Below are 17,809 nucleotides of genomic sequence, written 5' to 3' on the forward strand. Positions count from 1 at the left end.
GGCCGCTGCGCGAGGGGACGCAACGGTTCCAAGGGTGAGAATGAATCGCAATAAGAACGGTTTCCGACAACCCTGTCGGGGTGCCGGCCGGACCCTGCTCAGGCGACGATACTGTCGTTTTGGCCGGTTCAACTCGCCGCCCATCGCCGCGAACTCGGCCGCCGAACGCGGGACGCCGGCGCGGTCGCCGCGAGCGGCGCCGCCGCCACGATCCCGGCCTTGCGCGCGCAGCCCCTCCCCTTTGCCGGCGCATCGCCTATAGATTGAGGCGCATGAAGCTGGTGCGCATGATCCCGATGCCTGTCTTCGCCGCGCTGATCGTCGGCGGGGTATCGCTCAACCTGCTCGTCTTCACTTATGGCTATTCCTCGAGCCTGAGCAATCCGGACGAAGGCGCGCATTACATCAACGCACTCTTCCTCGGCGACTGGCTCCGCGGCGGGGCGCCGTGGCTTCCGGCGTGCGCGCGCGATTTCCGCGAGCATTTCCCGACGCTTTCGATCGGCCGCTGGCCGCCCGGCTGGTATCTGGTCGAGGCGCCGATCTTCGCGCTCTTCCGCCCCTCGCCCACGATGGCGGCGGCGATCTCGGCCTTTTTCGCTGGATTGCCCGGCGGCGTGATCTTCTGGGCGTTCGCTCGGCTCGACCGGAGGTGGTTCGGACTCGGTCTCGCCTGCACCTACGCACTGTTGCCGATCCCGGCGGAAGCGACGCGCTACATCCTGCTCGACCAGCCGGTGGCGCTCGCGGTCGGCGTGGCCGCCATCGCCTGGGCAAGGGCGTCGGAAGACCCACGCCCGGGGCGCCTCCTGGGGTTCGCCGCCGCTGCCGCCTTCTCGGGCCTCGTCCAGGGCAACGGCGCGTTGATCCTGCTCGTCCCGGCGATCGACATCCTCCTGACCCGACGCTGGAGCCTGCTGCGCCTTCCGACCTTTTGGCTTGCCATGGCGCTCGCCATCCTGCCCGTCGCAGGCTGGTACGCGTTGGTCGCCTCGAGCCGGACGCTCGGCATCGATCCGCTATCGGCATTCGAATCGCTTTGGAGCAATCTCGGGCCGATCGGCATCGCGCTCGCGCTTTGGGGCGGCTGGCGCTCGTTCCGCGTCCCCGGCTCGGGCGAGGCGCGGATCGCCGGGCTCGCGGTCGCCGTGACGATCGCGACGCTGGTCTTCCCGGCGGACGGCCTGCGCCCCGCCGCGCCGATGCTCCCCTGGCTCGTCATCCTTGCCGGGGTCGGCCTGCTGCCCTTCCTACGCCGCGAAGCAGCGCCGGCGCTGGTCGGCGTGGCGCTCGCGGCGGCGGCGCTCGTCCCCGCAATGCGCTTCGCCGCGACGCTGCCGCCCAAGGGCGACAATCGCGCCGGCGACGTCGGCGACGTCATCGCCGCCTTGGGCGGCATCTGGATGATCGACGGCCCGCCCGCCGAGGAAGGAGCGTCGGTCGCCGCCGCGGCCTATCGCGACCACCGCCGCCGCATCGTGTGGGTCGTCCTCGGCTCGGAATGGCTCGGCGCGAGGACGGCGACCGACAGCCCCGAACGCGTGCACGCGCTGATCGAACGGCTGGGCGTCAAGGGCACGGCCGCCTTCGCGCCCGGCACCCGCGCCGCCTACCCGCACGATGGCCTGCTCAACCAGGGCGTCGCGCTCGCCAGGTTCGAGATGGCGCCGATCCGCTATGAGCGCGCGCCCGGCGTGCTCACGCGCACGGTGCGATGGACTCCGGTGACGCCGCATCCCGAGCTCATCGCCGCGGGCCCCGCCGCTCTCGCTCCGGTACAGCCGCCGCATTGACCCGCGCCTAGGCAGGCCGCCTCGGATGCGCTAGCGTCGCCGGCCAATATAGAGGGGGAAAGGCATGATCGGTTATCGTAGCGTATTCGCGGCCCTGATCTTCTCGGCGGGCATGATCGCCGCGGCGCCCGTGCAGGCACAGGCGATCACCGCCGATCCGTCGGCGGTCGCCGGCTTCCTGCGCGGCCAGGGCGCGACGGCGGATGTGAAGACCGACAAGGACGGCGATCCGCTGATCGAGGCTTCGCTCGGCGAGAACCAGAAGTTCTCGGTCTATTTCTACAATTGCACCAACCACGCCAAGTGCCAGTCGGTCCAATTCTACGCGGGCTACACCGATTCCAAGGTCGATGCCGCCAAGCTCAACGACTGGAATCGCACCAAGCGCTTCGGCCGCGCCTATATCGACGGCGTCGGCGATCCGGTGGTCGAGATGGACGTCGACATGCAGGGCGGCATGCCGCGCCCGCTGTTCGAGGACAATTACAAGTTCTGGCTGATCCTGATGAAGCAGTTCCCGGACTTCGTCTACGCGGAGTGATCCGGGCCGGGGCGAGCGCGCTTCAGCGAAGCGCGCTCGCCACCAGCTTGTGCAGCTTCGAATGCAGCGCGTCGTTGGCGGCGAGGAACTCGCTGCGCTCCATCGCGCGGTCGCTGCCGCGGAAGTCGGTGACGAAGCCGCCCGCTTCCCTGACCAGCAGCATTCCCGCCGCGACGTCCCAGGGCTGGAGGCTCGATTCCCAGAAGCCGTCGTAGCGGCCCGCCGCGACCCAGGCGAGGTCGAGTGCCGCCGAGCCGAAGCGGCGGATGCCGGCGACTTCAGGCGCGACCACGCCGAAGATCCGGCTCCACTGCGCGAAGTCGCCGTGGCCGAGGAACGGGATCCCCGTCGCGATCAGCGCTTCGTCGAGGTTGCGCCGCGCCGAGACGCGCAGCCTTTGGTCCTGCAGCCAGGCGCCGCGGCCCTTCTCGGCCCAGAAGCTCTCGTCGGTGAGCGGCTGGTAGATCAGGCCGTGCGTGATCTCGGGCTTGCCCTGCGCGCCCTTGGGATCCTCCACCGCGATCGAGATCGCGAAATGCGGGATGCCGTGGAGGAAGTTGGTCGTGCCGTCGAGCGGATCGACGATCCAGCGCGGCTTGTCCGGGTCACCGTCGATCCGGCCCGTCTCCTCGACCAGGAAGCCCCAGTCGGGCCGCGCCTTCCTGAGCTCCTCGATCAGCGTCGCCTCGGCGCGCTGGTCGGCCTGGCTCACGAAGTCGGCGGGGCCCTTGCGACTCACCTGGAGGTGCTGGACCTCGTTGAAGTCGCGCCGCAGGCGCGGCGCCGCCTTGCGCGCGGCGCGGTCCATGACGGTGAGCAGGCCGGAATAGGCAGCAACCATCTGCGATCAGTCCGCGCGCCGGACGTAGGTCTGCTCATAGACGTCGACCACCACGCGCGTGCCGCTGCCGATGTGCGGCGGCACCATGATGCGCACGCCGTTGTCGAGCAGCGCGGGCTTGTACGACGACGACGCCGTCTGGCCCTTCACCACCGCATCGGCCTCGACGATCGTCGCTTCGATCGTGTCGGGCAGCTGCACGCTGATCGGCTCTTCGTCGTAGAGCTCCATCACCACGTCCATGCCGTCCTGGAGGAACGCCGCCGCGTCGCCGAGCAGGTCGCGCGGCAGCGTCGTCTGGTCGTAGGTTTCCTTGTCCATGAAGACGAGCATGTCGCCCTCGGGATAGAGGAACTGGAAGTCCTTGGTGTCGAGCCGCACGCGCTCCACCGTCTCGGCCGAGCGGAAGCGGACATTGTTCTTGCGGCCGTCGCGCAGGTTCTTGAGCTCGACCTGCATATAGGCGCCGCCCTTGCCGGGCTGGGTGTGCTGGATCTTGACCGCACGCCAGATGCCGCCTTCATATTCGATGATGTTGCCGGGACGGATGTCCACGCCGCTGATCTTCATGGTCTGCCTGTGAGCTGCGAAAGAGCGAGGGGCGCCCTTTAGCCGCGCGCGGGCGAAGGGGCAAGATGGGCGGAGTCGGCCGTGGATGCCCCGCGTGGAATCGAACCACGATTGGCGGAATCAAAATCCGCTGTCCTACCGTTAGACGACGGGCAATCGCGGGCGGCCTATCGAAAGGCGTCAATCGTGTCACGCCGCACCTTCAGCGATCAACGCCCGCCGCAAGCAGCGGATACGGGTTCACCGCCTCGCCCTGCCACCAGCGATCCTCGGGCTTCATCCGCGAGAGACCGAAGTGGAGGTGGAAATTGCCCGCGCCGGCATTGCCGGTGTCGCCGACGAAGCCGATCGAATCGCCGGCCGCCACCCCCTGCCCCTCGCGCAGCCCCGGCGCATAGCCCTGGAGGTGCGCGTAATAATAGCTCCACAGCCGATCGGGCGAACGGACATAGACGGTGATCCCGCCGCCGCCGTTCGAATAGAAGAGCTTCTCGACCGTTCCCGGCGCCGCGGCGACCACGGGGGTGCCCTGGGGGGCCATGATGTCGGTGCCGTGGTGCTCGCGCAGGCCGTTGTCGCGCGGGTCGCCCCAATTGTCGTGGATGCTCGCGCGCGCCACGCCCGCTACCGGCACGCCGAGCAGCGGATGGTCGCCGACGTCCTGCGGATCGGCGGCGGGCGCGCCGCGCGGCTGGGCGATCGCGAGCTGGGCGACGACCGGCGTCGGCGCAGGCGCGCTCGGCGGCCTGGGGTTGATCGTGATGCGGACCATGCTCGCAAGCAGAAGCAGCGCCGCGATCATCACCCCGCCTCCGATCGTCGCGACCCGCGCCATGGCCCTATTCCTGGAAGATCGCCGGCGTCCCCGGCTTTACCATCAGCGACAGCCGCGCCACATCCCAATTGGTCAGCCGGATGCAGCCATGGCTCTCGGCACGGCCGATCGTCTCGGGCGCGGGGGTGCCGTGGATGCCGTAGTGCGGCTTGCTGAGGTCGAGCCACACCACCCCCACCGGCCCGTTCGGCCCCGCGGGGAGCAGCAGCTTCCGCTTGGCGTCGCTCACGTCCCAGAACAGCTGGGGGTTGTAGTGGAACTTCGGGTTGTACGAGGCACCCTGGATCTTCCACGTGCCGATCGGCAGCGGATCATGCTCGCTCCCCATCGTCGCGCTGAACATCGCGACGCGGCGGCCATCGGCGTCATAGACGCTCAGCGTCTTCTCCGACTTGTCGACGACGACCTCGGCCGCCTCGGGCACCTTCGCCTCGACGTTGAGCCCCGCCAGCGTCCTGCGCCATTCGGGGTCGAGGCTCGCGGGATAGTCGGTCGAATCGGGCACCGCATTGGGGAAGCGCAGCACCGCGCCGACCTTCACCCGCGTCTCATAGCTGTTGAGCGCGACGAGCACCTGCGGCTTGGTGTGGAAACGCTCGGCGAGCTTCTCGATCGCGTTGCGATAGGCCATCGCGGGCAGCTTCGCCTGCGCCTCGGGGTCCCTGGGGAATGGCGAGACGAACGGCCCCGCCAGCATCTCCTCGGTCAGCGCGATCCGAACCACCGGGCGCCAATGCGCATAGGGGTGAAGCGCCCAGATCGTCTGCCGGTCGATCTTCCCCGTCTCGGGAATACCCCGGCTCTCCTGGAACGCCTCGAGCGCCGCGGTGAGCGACTGGCCCGGCCGCCCGTCGAGCACGCCCGGCGAAAAGCCGAGATGATCGAGGATCACCTGGACATGGAGCACGTCCATGTCGACCGGCGGCACCGGCGCCGCGGCCGAGGCGGACGCCGTTCCCGCCACTGCCATCGCCCAAATTGCTGCGATTCCTACCCTTGTCTTCACGCGACCCAGCTCCTTCGGCCCTTATTTCTCCCAGGAGAACGTGGCCGGCCCGTTTCGAGTTGCGTCGTGCCTGCCCAGGCGGCACGCTTGCCGGCGATGCGGGGGCATTTCTTCAACGATACGCAAAGCGTGCTGGGCTCGCCGCTGCGCAACCTCGTGTCGATCCTCGCCTTCGTCGCTGCGGTCGCGGTGCTCGCGATCCTCGCGTACATGGCCGCCGGCTGGAGCTTCGAGGAAGCCAGCTACATGGTGGTCCTCACCATCTACACCGTCGGCTATGGCGAGGTCCGGCCGATCGACACGCCGTGGCTTCATTTCGTCACCATGGCGACGATGGTGCTCGGCTGCACCGGCATGATCCTGCTCACGGGCGCGCTGGTGCAGTTCCTCACCGTGATGCAGATCCGCGAACTCCTGGGGGGCAACCGCATGAACGGCAAGATCGCCAAGCTGACCGACCATGTCGTGATCTGCGGCTACGGCCGGATCGGCGTGATGCTCGCGACCGAGCTCAAGCGCGCCGGCGTGCCGCTGATCGTGGTCGAGCGCGGCGCCGCGCGGCTCGCCGAGGCCGAGGCGGCGGGGCACATCACCTACGCCGGCGACGCGACCGAGGAGGACGTGCTCGTCCAAGCCGGGATCGACCGCGCCCGCGCGCTCGCCACGGTGCTGCCCGACGATGCCGCCAACGTGTTCATCTCGCTCTCGGCGCGCAGCTTCAATCCGAAGCTCGAGATCATCGCGCGCGGCGAGGCGCCGACCACCGAGCGAAAGCTGATCCACGCCGGCGCCAACCACGTGATCTTCCCCACCCACATCGGCGCCGAGAAGATCGCGCGGCTGATCCTCTATCCCGCGAGCGAGGACCTGCTCGACGACGACCGGATCGTGACGCTGCGCCGCGAGCTCGACACGCTGGGGCTGAGCGTGGAGCAGGTGATCGCCGCGCCCGAGGCGGCGGTGTGCGGGATGACCGTCGAGCAGGCGCAGCGCAATGCGGAGGGCGCCTTCTTCGTCGTCGCGATCGCGCGCGTGGACGGGACGCAGATTCCCCGCCCCGCGCTCGACGAGCGGATCGAGGCGGGAGACAAGGTCACGCTCGTCTTCCGCGATGCCGCGCGCGCGGCGCGCACGCTCTTCACCAAGAAGCGCGAGATCCGCGCGGGGCGGAACATCTTCTAGCCGCGGCTTCCCGTCCGCCCCGCTTTGCCGCATAAAGGCTTCAAAGGGGGGAAGATGTTCTCGACCGCGTCGATCGTGCTGCAGTTCAGCTATCTCTGCCTGGTGCTCGCCGCGGTGAGCACACGCGGGCACACCCGCCTGTTCCTCGCCATCTCTGCGACGACCGCGCTGCTCCATGCGATCCTCTGGACCGGCAGCATCGCGACGATCGGCTGGATGGCGCTGCTGCTCGGCGCCTGCCTCGTGGTGCTGGGGCGCGACTGGCTCTCCAATCGCCGCGCGCGCTTCACCGAAGATGAGGAAGCGATGCTCATGACCTTCCTCGCCGGCATCCCGCGCCACGCCGCGCGCCACTTCCTCGACGCGGGCGTGTGGCTGAACGGCACGGTGGGCGACGAGCTGACCCGCGAGGGCGAGAAGGTTCCGCGCCTCGTCTGGCTCGCGAACGGCGAGGCGCTGGTCCAGAGCGACGGCCGCCAGGTCGCCACCTGCCGCGCGGGCGACCTGATCGGCGAGGCCTCGATCCTCACCGGCGACCCTGCGACCGCGACGGTGGTGCTCGCCGGCCCGGCACGCTTCTGGTGCATGCCCGCCGAGACGCTCCACGCGCTGCTCGAGGCGGACCCGCAGATGAGCGTGCCGCTCGAGCGCGGCTTCGCGCGGGCGGTGCGGAGCAAGCTCCACGCGAGCAACCGCACGATCGCCGCGGCGGGCGGGGTGGCTTAGATCATCCCCGCGCGGCATTCCCCCGGCGTAACCCCTTCCCACGCCCGGAACGCCCGGCAGAAGGCGCTGGTGTTGCCGTAGCCGAGCAGCGCCGCGACGCGGTCGATCTCGATCGCGGGGTCGGTGAGCAGGCGGCGGGCGAGGTCGCGGCGCGCATCCTGCACCAGCGCGCGAAAGCCCGTGCCTTCCTCGGCGATGCGACGCTGGAGCGTGCGCTCGCTCATCGCCAACCGGCGCGCGACCTCGCCGAGCTCGGGGCGGCCCTCGGCGAGCGCCTCCTGCACCGTCGCCTTGATCCGCTCGCCGAGGCTTCGAAGCTCGCCGGGCATCTGGCGGAGCGCGGGCGCGAGCAGGGCGAGCATCTCGGGATTGTGCCCCGCGAAGGGCAAGTCGACGTCGGCCGCGCGCAGCACGAGGCGGTTGCGCGGCGCGTCATGGCGGATCGGGCAGCCGAAATAGGCGCGGTGCGCGTCGGTCGCGGGACCGGGCGCGGCGAACTCCATGCGAAGCGGCACCAGATGCCGACCGGTGCCCTTGCGCGCGAGGTCGAGCAGCGAGGCGAAGCTGACGTCGGCCGAGAGCGGCGGCTCGGGTTCGGCGGCGAACAGCCAGCGTTTCTCGATCGCGAATTCGCCGCCGCCCTCCTCGACGTGCAGCTCGAAACAGCCGCCGTAGCGTTTCGAGTCCGCCAGCAGCGCCAGCGCGTCGCGAAAGCTCGCGGCATAATGCGCGGCGAGCAGCGCCGGCCGGCGCGCGCCGGTGCCGCGGCGCTCGACCAGCGCGATGCCGAAGCCGCGGTCGCCGGTCAGCGCCTCGACGGCCTTCCAGATCGCGAACAGCTGCGCCGTCGTGACATAGCCCTCGGGGTTGAGGTGCAGGCTCGCCGGCAGCCCGGCGCGGCGCAGCACCGCCGCCGGCGCCACCCCGCGATCCTCGAGCGCACGCCAGAAGGCGCGGGGGGTCAGGCATTTGTCGGCGGCGTCGGTCATCGGCGCGATCCTATTGCCTCGCTGGCCGCGCGCACAGGCGAAAGGCGCCAATCGATGTGCGGAATGCGCCAAAGGCGGACGGTGGTGACTGGGTCCGCTTGACCCACCGCCCTCACGGCGCGCCCTCGCTCGGCAAGCATAAGGAGATGCGATCATGGCCGCCAGGCAGATGAAGCTGGGACTGTTCTTCGAGGGCCTCGGCCACCACACCGCCGCCTGGCGCGACCCCCGGGTCGATCCGCGCGCGCGCCAGAGCCTCCGCCATTTCGTCGAGATGGCGCGGACCGCCGAGCGCGGCCTGTTCGACCTGCTCTTCACCGCCGACACCTTCACGATGTTCGGCCCCGACGATCCGACCGTGATCGGCGCCACCACCCGCGTCTCGCGCCACGAACCGATGACGCTGATGGGCGCGCTCGCCGCCGTCACCCGCCACATCGGACTGGTCGCGACCGCGAGCACGGGCATCTACGAGCCCTTCCACGTCGCGCGCTTCTTCGCGAGCCTCGACCAGCTATCCGGCGGCCGCTCGGGCTGGAACCTGGTTACCACCTCGGCGGGCGCGAACTTCGGCCGCAACGACCGTACGACCTCGGCAGAACGCTACGGCCGTGCCCGCGAGTTCGCCGAGGTGGTCAAGCAACTCTGGGACAGCTGGGAGCCCGACGCGCTCGTCGCCGACCAGGCCGGCGGCCGCTATGTCGACCCGGCGAAGATCCACAAGCTCGAGCATGACGGCGAATGGTTCAAGATCCATGGCCGGCTCACCATCCCGCGCTCGCCGCAGGGACGGCCGATCATCGTCCAGGCCGGCCAGTCCGACGCGGGCATGGACACCGCCGCCGAGTTCGCCGATCTCGTCTTCGCCGTCCAGCAGGACCGCGACCTCTCGCGCAGCTACCGGGAGGGCCTGCTCGAGCGCGTCGCCGGGCACGGCCGCGATCCCGGCCAGGTCAAGATACTTCCCGGCATGGTCCCCGTCACCGGCGCCACCCGCGGCGAGGCCGAGGACAAATATGCCCGGCTCCAGGGGCTGATCGACGAGCGGCTGGGGCTGACGATGCTCTCCGCCGCGGTAGGGATGGATCTTTCGAGATATCCGATCGACGGGCCGATGCCCTACCAACAGGTCGACGACCGCGTCGGCCACCGCATGGTGATCTTCGACCTCGCCCGGCGCGAAGGCCTGTCGATCCGCCAGACCTACCAGCATGTGGTCGGCCAGCGCAGCCACAAGGTGGTGATCGGCACTGCGTCCGACGTGGCGGATCACATGGAGGACTGGTTCGCGGGCGGCGCGTGCGACGGTTTCAACATCATGCCCGCGACCCTGCCCGAGGGCCTCGACGATTTCGTCGCGCGGGTGACGCCGGAGTTGCAGCGACGTGGGCTGTTCCGGACGGCTTATGAGGCGGAGACGCTGCGGGGCAATCTGGGGCTGCGGATTCCGGAATGGGGCGAGGACTAACGCAGCCCGCGCAACTTAACCGTCATCCCGGCGAAAGCCGGGACCCAGGGTTACGGAGGGCATCGCTCGCGGCCCTGGGTCCCGGCTTTCGCCGGGATGACGGTCGAGGTGCCGCTTCCTAACGCACCGCCCGGCTCTTCATCAGCGGCTGCACCTTCGTCCCGAAGTCCTCCACCCCCTGGACGAAGTCGTCGAAGGTCAGCAGCACGCCGCCGGTGTTGGGCACTTCGGCCATCTCGTCGAGCATCGCGGCGATCTTCGCATGGCTCCCCACCAGCGTCCCCATGTTGATGTTCACCGCCCCTTCGGGCGCGGCGAGCTGGCGGACGTTGGTGGTGGCGTTGTGCTTGTCGGCGGCCCCCTGGTCGATCAGCCAGCGGATCGCGTCGATGTCGACGCCGTCGTTGTACGACTTCCACTTGGCCTCGGCCTCTTCGTCGGTCTCGGCCATGATCAGCATGATCAGCACGAACACCTGGACGTCGCGCCCGGTCTTCTCGAGCGCGCCGGCGAGCCGCTCGTTGTTGAAGGCGAAGGCCTTCGGGGTGTTCACGCCCTTGCCGAGGCAGAAGGCATAGTCCGCCCATTTCGCCGAGAAGGCGAGGCCCTCGTCCGAGGACCCTGCGCAGATGATCTTCATCTCGCCCGTCGGCGTCGGGCGGACGAGGCAGTCGTCCATCTGGTAATATCGGCCCTTGTAGTCGCTCCGCCCGGTCTCCCAGAGCTCGCGCAGGATGTGCGCGTATTCGTCGAGCATCTGGTAGCGGTTGCGGAAATGCTCGTCGCCGGGCCAGAGGCCCATCTGGCTGTATTCGGGCCGCTGCCAGCCGGTGATCAGGTTGAGCCCGAAGCGGCCATGGCTGATGCTGTCGATCGTGTTGCACATCCTGGCGGCGAAGGCGGGCGGGATCGCCAGCGTCGGGCAGGTCGCGTAGATCTTGATCCGCTCGGTCACTGCCGCGAGGCCCGCCATCAGCGTGAAGCTCTCGAGGCCATACTCCCAGAATTCGGTCTTGCCGCCGAAGCCGCGCAGCTTGATCATCGAGAGGAGGAAATCGAGCCCGTATTTCTCGGCCCTCAGCGCGATCTCCTTGTTGAGGTCGAAGCTCGGCATGTACTGCGGCGCATTCTCGCTGATCAGCCAGCCGTTGTTGTTGATGGGCACGAAGACGCCGACCTGCATATCATCCCTCCCGGTCCAGCCACGCGAGCAGCCAGTCATTGAACTCCTTGGGCCGCGTGACATTGCACGCATGCCCGCCATAGCGCATCCGCACGCGTCCCGCCTCGGGGATCGCCTTGGCGAGGACCGTCGAGCAGGCGGCGGGCACGAGCATGTCGTCGTCGCACGAGATGCAGAGCACCGGCACGGCGACGTCCTTCAGCCGCTTCTCGACGTTGAAGCGGCGCACCGCGGCGATCCTTCGCTGCATCATCTCGGCGCCGGGGAAGGCGGCGAGATGCGCCTCCTCCTCCTCGACCAGCTGCTGGTGATGCTCCGAATTCCACTGCGGCGGATAGAGGAACAGCGGCTGGGCATGGTAGAAGGCGCGCGGGCTCTCGCGGAGCAGCGCCAGCCGCGTGTCGAAGCAGCGCGCGGTATGCGGGTCGAGCTTCGCCCAGCCGTTGACGATCACCAGCGCCGCGACGCGCTCGGGCGCGGCCAGCGCCAGCGCGAGCCCCGCGAGCCCGCCCGCGGCATGGCCGACGATCGTCGCTGTCTCGACCCCCGCGGCGTCGAGCACCAGGCGGATGTCCTCGCCCATCGCCTCGACGGTGAGGTCGCCCTCCACCGTCCGCTCGGAGCGGCCGGTGCCGCGATGGTCGTAGCTCAGCACCCGGCGGCAGGCCTTGAGCGCGTCGATGTTGGGCGCCCAGTAATGGCCCGACCCGCCAAGCCCGGCCGAGAGCAGCAGCGGCGGCCCCGCGCCGCCATGGTCTTCCCAGTAGATGCCCCCCGCGCTCGCCATCTAGAGGTGCGCCACGCTCGCGACCTCGACGAGGCAGTCGGGCTTCACAAGGTCGGCCTTGATGCAGTAGCGCGCCGGCTTGGCGCCGGGAAAATATTCCGCATAGACTTGGTTGAACGCGGCATAATCGGCGAAGTCCTTCAGGAAGATGTGGTTCATCGCCACGTCCGCCATCGTCGCGCCGGCGGCTTGGAGCGTGGTCTTGATCACCTCGAGCACATGCCGCGTCTGCGCCGCCGCGTCGCCCGGATGCAGCACCACCCCGCCCTCCCCCAGCGCCAGCACGCCCGAGACATAGACGGTGTTCCCCGCCCTGGCCCCGGCCGAATAGGGCGCGATCGGGGTGGGGAATTGCGGCGGGTTGATCGGTTCGAAGGGCATGGTGTTCCTCTCAATTCGTCATCCCGGCGAAAACCGGGACCCAGGGCCACAAAGGTCATCGCTCTTGGCCCTGGGTCCCGGTTTTCGCCGGGATGAAGGCTGTATTTTATAACGGCGGTATTTTCTGTCGATCACCCCGGCAACTGCCCGAACGAGCCGCAGAAATCCGCCGTCGTGCTCACCCAGCCGAAGAATTTCTCGACGTTGTACACGGTCGCTTCCTGCATCATCGGCGGGCCGAGATGGTGCGTCGCATCCTCGAGCATCACCCCGAAATATTCGAGGTGGAAGCCGTCCCTCAGCGTGCTCTCGACGCAGACGTTGGTCGCGATCCCGACGAACACGATCGTGCGGATGCCCCTCGACCGCAGCACGCTGTCGAGCTGCGAGTTGAAGAACGCCGAATAGCGCGTCTTGTGGAGGCAGATGTCGCCCGGCTGCGGCGCGAGCGCGTCGACCAGCGCATAGTCCCAGGTCCCGCGCGCGAGCAGCTTGCCGGCGAGCTCGGGGCGCTTGCGCATCGTCTTGAGCGCATTGGACTTGTGCCAGTTGGGCGATCCCGGCCCACCCGCCTCGACATAGTCGGGGTCCCAGCCGTTCTGGAGATAGACGACCTGGATCCCCGCCTTGCGCGCGGTGTCGAGCACCTGCGCGATCTTGCCGATCGTCCCTGCCGCCCCCGAGATGTCGAACCCAGCCTCGTCGACATAGCCGCCGGGCGAAGCATAGGCGTTCTGCATGTCGATCACGACGACCGCAGTCTCCTGCGGCACCACGCGCACCGCCTCGGGCCGTGCGCCGAGCGTGACACCGTCCGCGCCCGCGGACCCGATCGTCACCATATCCATTGGAACCAGACTAAGCCTCGCCGCCGACCGTGCAAGCCTCTTGTGCGCTGCGGCGGCGCCGGGCGCCGTCATGTTGCCTTGGGGCAGCAGCACGCCTAATCCCGCGCTATGCGTACCCTGATCCTCGCGCTGCTCGCGCTGCTCGCGCTGTTCACGCCCGTCGCCGCCTCCGCTCAGGCGCTTCCCACCGGCAAGCTCCCCAACGATGCCAGGCCCACCGCCTATCGGCTGAGCCTCACCATCGTGCCCAAGGAAGCGCGGTTCAGCGGCCATGCCGAGATCGACGTGACGCTGCTCAAGCCCGGATCGTCGATCTTCATGCACGGCCGCGACCTGCACGTGACCCGCGCGGTCGCGGTGGTCGGCAAGGCGCAGTTCCCGGTGACCTTCACCCAGGTGAACCCGCTCGGCCTCGCCCGGCTCGACTTCGGCAGGGCGATGAAGCCCGGCAAGCTGACCCTCAAGTTCGACTATGACGCGCCGTTCAACGACGGCCCCGCCGGGCTCTACCGGATCAACGTCGAGAATGTCTGGTACAGCTGGACGCAGTTCGAATCGATCGATGCGCGCGCCGCCTTTCCGTCGTTCGACGAGCCCGGCTACAAGACGCCCTTCACCGTCAGCCTCACCACCGAGCCCGGCTTTGTCGCCGCGAGCAACGCGCCCGAGGTGAGCCAGGCCCCTGCCGGCAAGCTCGTCACCCACCGCTTCGCGCCGACGCTGCCGCTGCCGACCTACCTCGTCGCCTTCGTCGTCGGCCCGTTCGAGACGCTCCAGACCGTCGTGCCGCCCTCGCCCCAGCGCAAGACCCCGCTGCCGCTGCGCGTGATCGCGACCAGGCCCAATGCCGCGAAGATGCAATATGCGCTCGATCATTCGGGCGAGATCGTCCGGCTGCTCGAGGCCTATTTCAACCAGGCCTTCCCCTATCCCAAGCTCGACCAGGTCGCTTCGCCGGTGATGCCCGGCGCGATGGAGAACGCCGGGATCGACATCTACGGCGACGACATCCTGCTGCTCGGCCCCAACGCCACCACCGCGAACAAGCAGCTGTTCGGCATGGTCGTGGCGCACGAGCTCTCGCACCAATGGTTCGGCGACCTGGTCACCCCCGCCTGGTGGGACGACATCTGGCTCAACGAGAGCTTCGCCAACTGGATGGGCTTCCGCATCGGCAACGAATGGCGGCCCGACCTCAACATCGGCACCAACGCGATCGAGGACGCCTTCACGGCGATGCAGATCGACTCGCTGGTCGCCGGCCGGCCGATCCACGAGAAGATCGCCAACGACGGCGCGATCACCTCGGCGTTCGACCAGATCACCTATGGCAAGGGCGGCCAGGTCATCGCGATGATCGCGGCGTACATGGGCGACGCGAAGTTCCGCGAGGGCGTGCGCCTCCACATGCGCCGCCACCTCTACGGCAATGCCTCGACCGACGATTTCTTCGCCTCGCTCGCCGCCGCGGCCAAGGACCCGCAGGTGCTTGCCTCGCTGCGCAGCTTCGTCGACCAGCAGGGCGTGCCCGTGCTGACGATCCACCGCGCCGACGGCCAGCTGACCATCGCCCAGCGCCGCTACGCCCCCTTCGGCGAGACCGCCCCGGCACAGCTCTGGACCGTGCCCTTCTGCTACCGGATCGAAGCCGAGAAGCGCTGCGCCCTGCTCGACAAGGCGAGCCAGGCGATCGCTTCGCCCGGCACGGGCGTGATCGTGCCCAATGCGGGCGGCTGGGGCTATTACCGCTTCGAGCTCGACCCCGCCGACTGGGACCGGCTGATCGCCACGGGCGCCGGCCTGCCCGCGGGCGAGGGCCTCGCGCTCGACGACAGCCTGTGGGCAAGCTTCTACGCGCACGGCGGCGATCCCTCGCGGCTGTTCGCGGCGGCGCGCGCGCTGGCGGGCAACAGGGATTCGAACGTCGCGGTCGACAACGGCAAGCGCCTCGCCGACCTCGCGACGCGCGAGCTGGTGTCCGACGCCGCGATGCCCAGGTTCCGCGCGCTGATCGGCAGCATCTATGGCCCCAGGCTCGCAGCGCTCGGCTTCGATCCGGCGCTCGGCGCGCATGCCGCCGACGACCCCGACCGGCAGAAGCTCCGCGCCGCTGTCGCCGAGCTGGTCGCGAACACCGCGCGCGACACGGGTACGCGCGCCAGGCTCATCGCCGCGGCCGACGCCTGGCTCGGCGGCGACGCCAAGGCGCTCGACCCGCAGTTCATGCGGCTCGCCTTCACCGTCTCGATCGAGGAGCGCGGCCTGCCCTATGCGCAGCAGCTGCTCGCCCGCGCGCTCGACGACAGCAGCGGCGAGCTGCGCAGCGCCACGCTCGGCGCGATCGGCGACGCGGGCAATGTCGACGTGGCGGGCTGGTTCCTCAAGGACTTCGACGACGCGCGCCTCCGCCTCGCCGACAAGGCATCGGCCGCGCGCGCGCTGATGGGCGTGCCGGCGACGCGCGATGTGGCTGCGAACTTCATGCTCGACCGGTTCGACGCGCTGGCGGGCTCGAACGGCGGCATCTTCGCGGCGCGCTCGGCGACTTATTTCTCGAAGCTCTGCACCCCCGCCTATGCCGACCGCATCGACGCGATGCTGCGGCCGCGGCTGGCGAGCATCACCACCCTGTCGCTCGACCGCGCGCTCGAGACGATCCGTGGCTGCGCGAAGTTCCGCGACGCGTGGCGGGATACGGTGAGCCAGGCGATCCTGACCACCAACTAAACCTCTCAGTCGTCATCCCGGCGAAAGCCGGGACCCAGGGCCACGAGCGAAATCCTCCGTAACCCTGGGTCCCGGCTTTCGCCGGGATGACGGATCAGGAGCGGCTGGCTACGCAACCGCGAGCTTATAATCCCGGTACTGGTCCCGAAGCGCGGTCTTCAGCAGCTTCCCCGTCGCGGTATGCGGCAGCGAGTCGACGAACAATATCTCGTCCGGCAGCCACCATTTCGCGACATGCCCGGCAAGGTGCGCCTGGATCTCCTCCGCGCTCACCATGCTCCCCGGCTTGCGGACCACGAGCAGCAGCGGCCGCTCCTCCCATTTCGGGTGATGCACGCCGATCGCCGCCGCCTCGGCGACGCCCGCGCAGCCGACCGCGGCGTTTTCCAGATCGACCGAGCTGATCCACTCCCCGCCCGACTTGATCACGTCCTTGGCCCGGTCGGTGATCTGCATCACCCCGTCGGGATGCAGCACCGCCACGTCGCCGGTATCGAACCAGTTGTCGGCGTCGACCGCATCCTCGGCCGCCTTGAAATAGCGCTTCACCACCCAGGGCCCGCGCACCTGGAGCCGCCCCGAGCTCTTGCCGTCGCGCGGCTGGACCACGCCCTCGTCGTCGACCACGCGCAGCTCGATGCCGAAGGGCACGCGCCCCTGCTTGCACATCAGGTCCAGCCGCGCCTCATGATCCATTTCCTCCCAGCTCACCGGCAGCGTGCCCGCGGTGCCGATCGGCGAGGTCTCGGTCATGCCCCAGAGATGCTTGATCTCGATCCCCATTCCCATGATCCGGTCGATCATCGCGCGCGGCGCCGCCGATCCGCCGATCGTGACGTGCTGCAGCGTCCGGGGCTGCTCGCCGGTCTCGTCGATGTGCTGGAACATGCCGAGCCACACCGTCGGCACGCCCGCCGAATGGGTGACCTTCTCGCGGTTCATCAGCTCGCAGATCACCTTGGGATCGTTGACCGCCGAATAGACGAACTTCGATCCCGCCAGCGCCCCCGCGAAGGGCAGGCCCCAGGCCGCCGCATGGAACATCGGCACGATCGGCATGATCACCGATCGCGGCGACATGTTGAACACCCAGGGCGCGACTTCGGCCATGGCGTGGATCATCGTCGAGCGATGCTCGTACAGCACGCCCTTGGGGTTGCCGGTGGTGCCGCTGGTGTAGCAGATCATGCACGGGTCGCGCTCGGGCCCCTCGTGCCAGCGATAGACGCCGTCCTCCTGCGAGATCAGCGCCTCGAACCCATCGGCGCCGTCGCTGTCGAACACGATGTAATGCTCGATGCTCGTCCATTGCGCTCGCAGGCGATCCACGATGGGCTGGAACGCCCGGTCGTAGAACAGCACGCGGTCTTCGGCGTGGTTGGCGATGTAGACGAGCTGCTCGTCGAACAGGCGCGGGTTGATCGTGTGGATGATCCCGCCCATCCCGATCGTGCCGTACCAGGCGACGAGGTGGCGGCTGTGGTTCATCCCCAGCGTCGCGATCCGGTCGCCGGGCTTCATGCCGAGCCGCTCGAGCGCCTGCGCCAGCTTCTTCGAATCGCGCGCCACGCCGGCCCAGGTCGTGCGCGTCTCGCTGCCGTCCGCCCAGCGTGTGACATGCTCGCGCGCCCAATGTTCGCGCTCCGCATGGTCGAGCAGCCGCATCACGCGCAGCTCGAAATCCTGCATCCCTCCCAGCATCGCTTCTCGCCTTCTCGCTCTGGCGCCTGGACTCGAGCCCATCCCTGAATCGTCATCCCGGCGAAAGCCGGGACCCAGGGCCGCAGAGGACGTCGCTCGCTGCCCTGGGTCCCGGCTTTCGCCGGGATGACGGTTGGGGTTCAACCCGGTCAAATCCGCATTCAGCTATCCCGGCGGAGTAGCAACTGTCGAGAGCGAGATGCTCCCACCCTCCGGGATTCGAACGGTTGT

16 protein-coding genes and 1 tRNA gene are annotated in these 17,809 nt (G+C 68.8%); 6 read left to right on the forward strand and 11 right to left on the reverse strand.

Annotated features, from left to right (window positions below):
- Nucleotides 1–287 precede the first annotated feature (287 nt).
- Together J7495_RS04205 and J7495_RS04210 are read left to right on the forward strand one after the other, a co-directional pair.
- On the forward strand, nt 288–1,793 hold the full coding sequence (locus J7495_RS04205; RefSeq protein ID WP_294054831.1) for a hypothetical protein: 1,506 nt from the start codon (nt 288–290) through the stop codon (nt 1,791–1,793).
- A gap of 64 nt (nt 1,794–1,857) precedes the next feature.
- The gene (locus J7495_RS04210) at nt 1,858–2,334 is read left to right on the forward strand and encodes a YbjN domain-containing protein (RefSeq protein WP_294054832.1); all 477 of its coding nucleotides are present in this window, start codon (nt 1,858–1,860) and stop codon (nt 2,332–2,334) included.
- Nucleotides 2,335–2,356: 22 nt separating this feature from the next.
- On the opposite strand, the gene J7495_RS04215 is transcribed toward J7495_RS04210, so the two are convergent.
- The 5 genes from J7495_RS04215 to J7495_RS04235 form a co-directional block, all read right to left on the reverse strand.
- Nucleotides 2,357–3,175, reverse strand: coding sequence for an inositol monophosphatase family protein (locus J7495_RS04215; protein ID WP_294054833.1), 819 nt, complete (start codon nt 3,173–3,175; stop codon nt 2,357–2,359).
- Nucleotides 3,176–3,181: 6 nt separating this feature from the next.
- Nucleotides 3,182–3,745, reverse strand: a complete 564-nt coding sequence (gene efp, locus J7495_RS04220) for an elongation factor P (RefSeq protein WP_294054834.1) — start codon at nt 3,743–3,745, stop codon at nt 3,182–3,184.
- Nucleotides 3,746–3,827: 82 nt separating this feature from the next.
- Nucleotides 3,828–3,900 (reverse strand) — tRNA-Gln (locus J7495_RS04225).
- 47 nt (nt 3,901–3,947) lie between these two features.
- Nucleotides 3,948–4,580, reverse strand: coding sequence for a M23 family metallopeptidase (locus J7495_RS04230; protein ID WP_294054835.1), 633 nt, complete (start codon nt 4,578–4,580; stop codon nt 3,948–3,950).
- A 4-nt stretch (nt 4,581–4,584) separates the two neighbouring features.
- Entirely contained in the window at nt 4,585–5,550 is a 966-nt protein-coding gene (locus tag J7495_RS04235) for a L,D-transpeptidase family protein (RefSeq protein ID WP_294054836.1), read from the reverse strand.
- A 132-nt stretch (nt 5,551–5,682) separates the two neighbouring features.
- On the opposite strand from J7495_RS04235, the gene J7495_RS04240 reads away from it, so the two are divergent.
- Nucleotides 5,683–6,768: a TrkA family potassium uptake protein gene (locus J7495_RS04240; RefSeq protein WP_294054837.1), complete on the forward strand. Its 1,086-nt coding sequence runs from the start codon at nt 5,683–5,685 to the stop codon at nt 6,766–6,768.
- Between the two features lie 54 nt (nt 6,769–6,822).
- Nucleotides 6,823–7,494 (forward strand): cyclic nucleotide-binding domain-containing protein, encoded by a 672-nt coding sequence (locus J7495_RS04245; protein ID WP_294054838.1) that lies wholly within the window; start codon nt 6,823–6,825, stop codon nt 7,492–7,494.
- On the opposite strand, the gene J7495_RS04250 is transcribed toward J7495_RS04245, so the two are convergent.
- Nucleotides 7,491–8,483 carry an AraC family transcriptional regulator gene (locus J7495_RS04250; protein ID WP_294054839.1) on the reverse strand — a complete coding sequence of 331 codons (993 nt, stop codon included), beginning with the start codon at nt 8,481–8,483 and terminating at the stop codon, nt 7,491–7,493. The genes J7495_RS04245 and J7495_RS04250 overlap by 4 nt on opposite strands.
- Nucleotides 8,484–8,637: 154 nt before the next feature.
- Between J7495_RS04250 and J7495_RS04255 the strand changes: the two genes are divergently transcribed.
- On the forward strand, nt 8,638–9,951 hold the full coding sequence (locus J7495_RS04255; RefSeq protein WP_294054840.1) for an LLM class flavin-dependent oxidoreductase: 1,314 nt from the start codon (nt 8,638–8,640) through the stop codon (nt 9,949–9,951).
- 118 nt (nt 9,952–10,069) lie between these two features.
- On the opposite strand, the gene rutA is transcribed toward J7495_RS04255, so the two are convergent.
- The 4 genes from rutA to rutB all read right to left on the reverse strand — a co-directional run bounded on the left by rutA (nt 10,070) and on the right by rutB (nt 13,150).
- Nucleotides 10,070–11,134, reverse strand: coding sequence for a pyrimidine utilization protein A (rutA, locus tag J7495_RS04260; RefSeq protein WP_294054841.1), 1,065 nt, complete (start codon nt 11,132–11,134; stop codon nt 10,070–10,072).
- A gap of 1 nt (nt 11,135) precedes the next feature.
- Nucleotides 11,136–11,921: a pyrimidine utilization protein D gene (gene rutD, locus J7495_RS04265; protein WP_294054842.1), complete on the reverse strand. Its 786-nt coding sequence runs from the start codon at nt 11,919–11,921 to the stop codon at nt 11,136–11,138.
- Complete coding sequence (gene rutC / locus J7495_RS04270) at nt 11,922–12,302, reverse strand: pyrimidine utilization protein C (protein ID WP_294054843.1); 381 nt, start codon at nt 12,300–12,302, stop codon at nt 11,922–11,924.
- Between the two features lie 131 nt (nt 12,303–12,433).
- A complete protein-coding gene (gene rutB / locus J7495_RS04275; RefSeq protein ID WP_294054844.1) occupies nt 12,434–13,150 on the reverse strand; it encodes a pyrimidine utilization protein B in 717 nt (238 codons plus the stop codon).
- A gap of 108 nt (nt 13,151–13,258) precedes the next feature.
- Here rutB and J7495_RS04280 point away from each other — a divergent pair, with 108 nt between their 5' ends.
- On the forward strand, nt 13,259–15,877 hold the full coding sequence (locus J7495_RS04280) for a M1 family metallopeptidase (protein WP_294054845.1): 2,619 nt from the start codon (nt 13,259–13,261) through the stop codon (nt 15,875–15,877).
- Nucleotides 15,878–15,985: 108 nt separating this feature from the next.
- Here the strand turns inward: J7495_RS04280 and J7495_RS04285 are convergent, their stop codons facing one another.
- Nucleotides 15,986–17,578, reverse strand: coding sequence for a long-chain fatty acid--CoA ligase (locus J7495_RS04285; RefSeq protein ID WP_294054846.1), 1,593 nt, complete (start codon nt 17,576–17,578; stop codon nt 15,986–15,988).
- Nucleotides 17,579–17,809 lie beyond the last annotated feature (231 nt).

It is taken from the genome of Sphingomonas sp. (assembly GCF_017745215.1).
GTDB lineage: Bacteria > Pseudomonadota > Alphaproteobacteria > Sphingomonadales > Sphingomonadaceae > Sphingomonas.

What these genes read in the sequence shown, in the direction of transcription:
- J7495_RS04255 (WP_294054840.1), top strand. Translation starts at nt 8,638, where the DNA reads ATGGCCGCCAGGCAGATGAAGCTGGGACTGTTCTTCGAGGGCCTCGGC.
- J7495_RS04285 (WP_294054846.1), bottom strand. Translation starts at nt 17,578, where the DNA reads ATGCTGGGAGGGATGCAGGATTTCGAGCTGCGCGTGATGCGGCTGCTC.
- rutC (WP_294054843.1), bottom strand. Translation starts at nt 12,302, where the DNA reads ATGCCCTTCGAACCGATCAACCCGCCGCAATTCCCCACCCCGATCGCG.
- J7495_RS04215 (WP_294054833.1), bottom strand. Translation starts at nt 3,175, where the DNA reads ATGGTTGCTGCCTATTCCGGCCTGCTCACCGTCATGGACCGCGCCGCG.
- J7495_RS04205 (WP_294054831.1), top strand. Translation starts at nt 288, where the DNA reads ATGATCCCGATGCCTGTCTTCGCCGCGCTGATCGTCGGCGGGGTATCG.
- J7495_RS04245 (WP_294054838.1), top strand. Translation starts at nt 6,823, where the DNA reads ATGTTCTCGACCGCGTCGATCGTGCTGCAGTTCAGCTATCTCTGCCTG.
- J7495_RS04230 (WP_294054835.1), bottom strand. Translation starts at nt 4,580, where the DNA reads ATGGCGCGGGTCGCGACGATCGGAGGCGGGGTGATGATCGCGGCGCTG.
- J7495_RS04240 (WP_294054837.1), top strand. Translation starts at nt 5,683, where the DNA reads ATGCGGGGGCATTTCTTCAACGATACGCAAAGCGTGCTGGGCTCGCCG.
- J7495_RS04250 (WP_294054839.1), bottom strand. Translation starts at nt 8,483, where the DNA reads ATGACCGACGCCGCCGACAAATGCCTGACCCCCCGCGCCTTCTGGCGT.
- rutD (WP_294054842.1), bottom strand. Translation starts at nt 11,921, where the DNA reads ATGGCGAGCGCGGGGGGCATCTACTGGGAAGACCATGGCGGCGCGGGG.
- J7495_RS04280 (WP_294054845.1), top strand. Translation starts at nt 13,259, where the DNA reads ATGCGTACCCTGATCCTCGCGCTGCTCGCGCTGCTCGCGCTGTTCACG.
- rutB (WP_294054844.1), bottom strand. Translation starts at nt 13,150, where the DNA reads ATGGATATGGTGACGATCGGGTCCGCGGGCGCGGACGGTGTCACGCTC.
- J7495_RS04210 (WP_294054832.1), top strand. Translation starts at nt 1,858, where the DNA reads ATGATCGGTTATCGTAGCGTATTCGCGGCCCTGATCTTCTCGGCGGGC.
- J7495_RS04235 (WP_294054836.1), bottom strand. Translation starts at nt 5,550, where the DNA reads ATGGCAGTGGCGGGAACGGCGTCCGCCTCGGCCGCGGCGCCGGTGCCG.
- rutA (WP_294054841.1), bottom strand. Translation starts at nt 11,134, where the DNA reads ATGCAGGTCGGCGTCTTCGTGCCCATCAACAACAACGGCTGGCTGATC.
- efp (WP_294054834.1), bottom strand. Translation starts at nt 3,745, where the DNA reads ATGAAGATCAGCGGCGTGGACATCCGTCCCGGCAACATCATCGAATAT.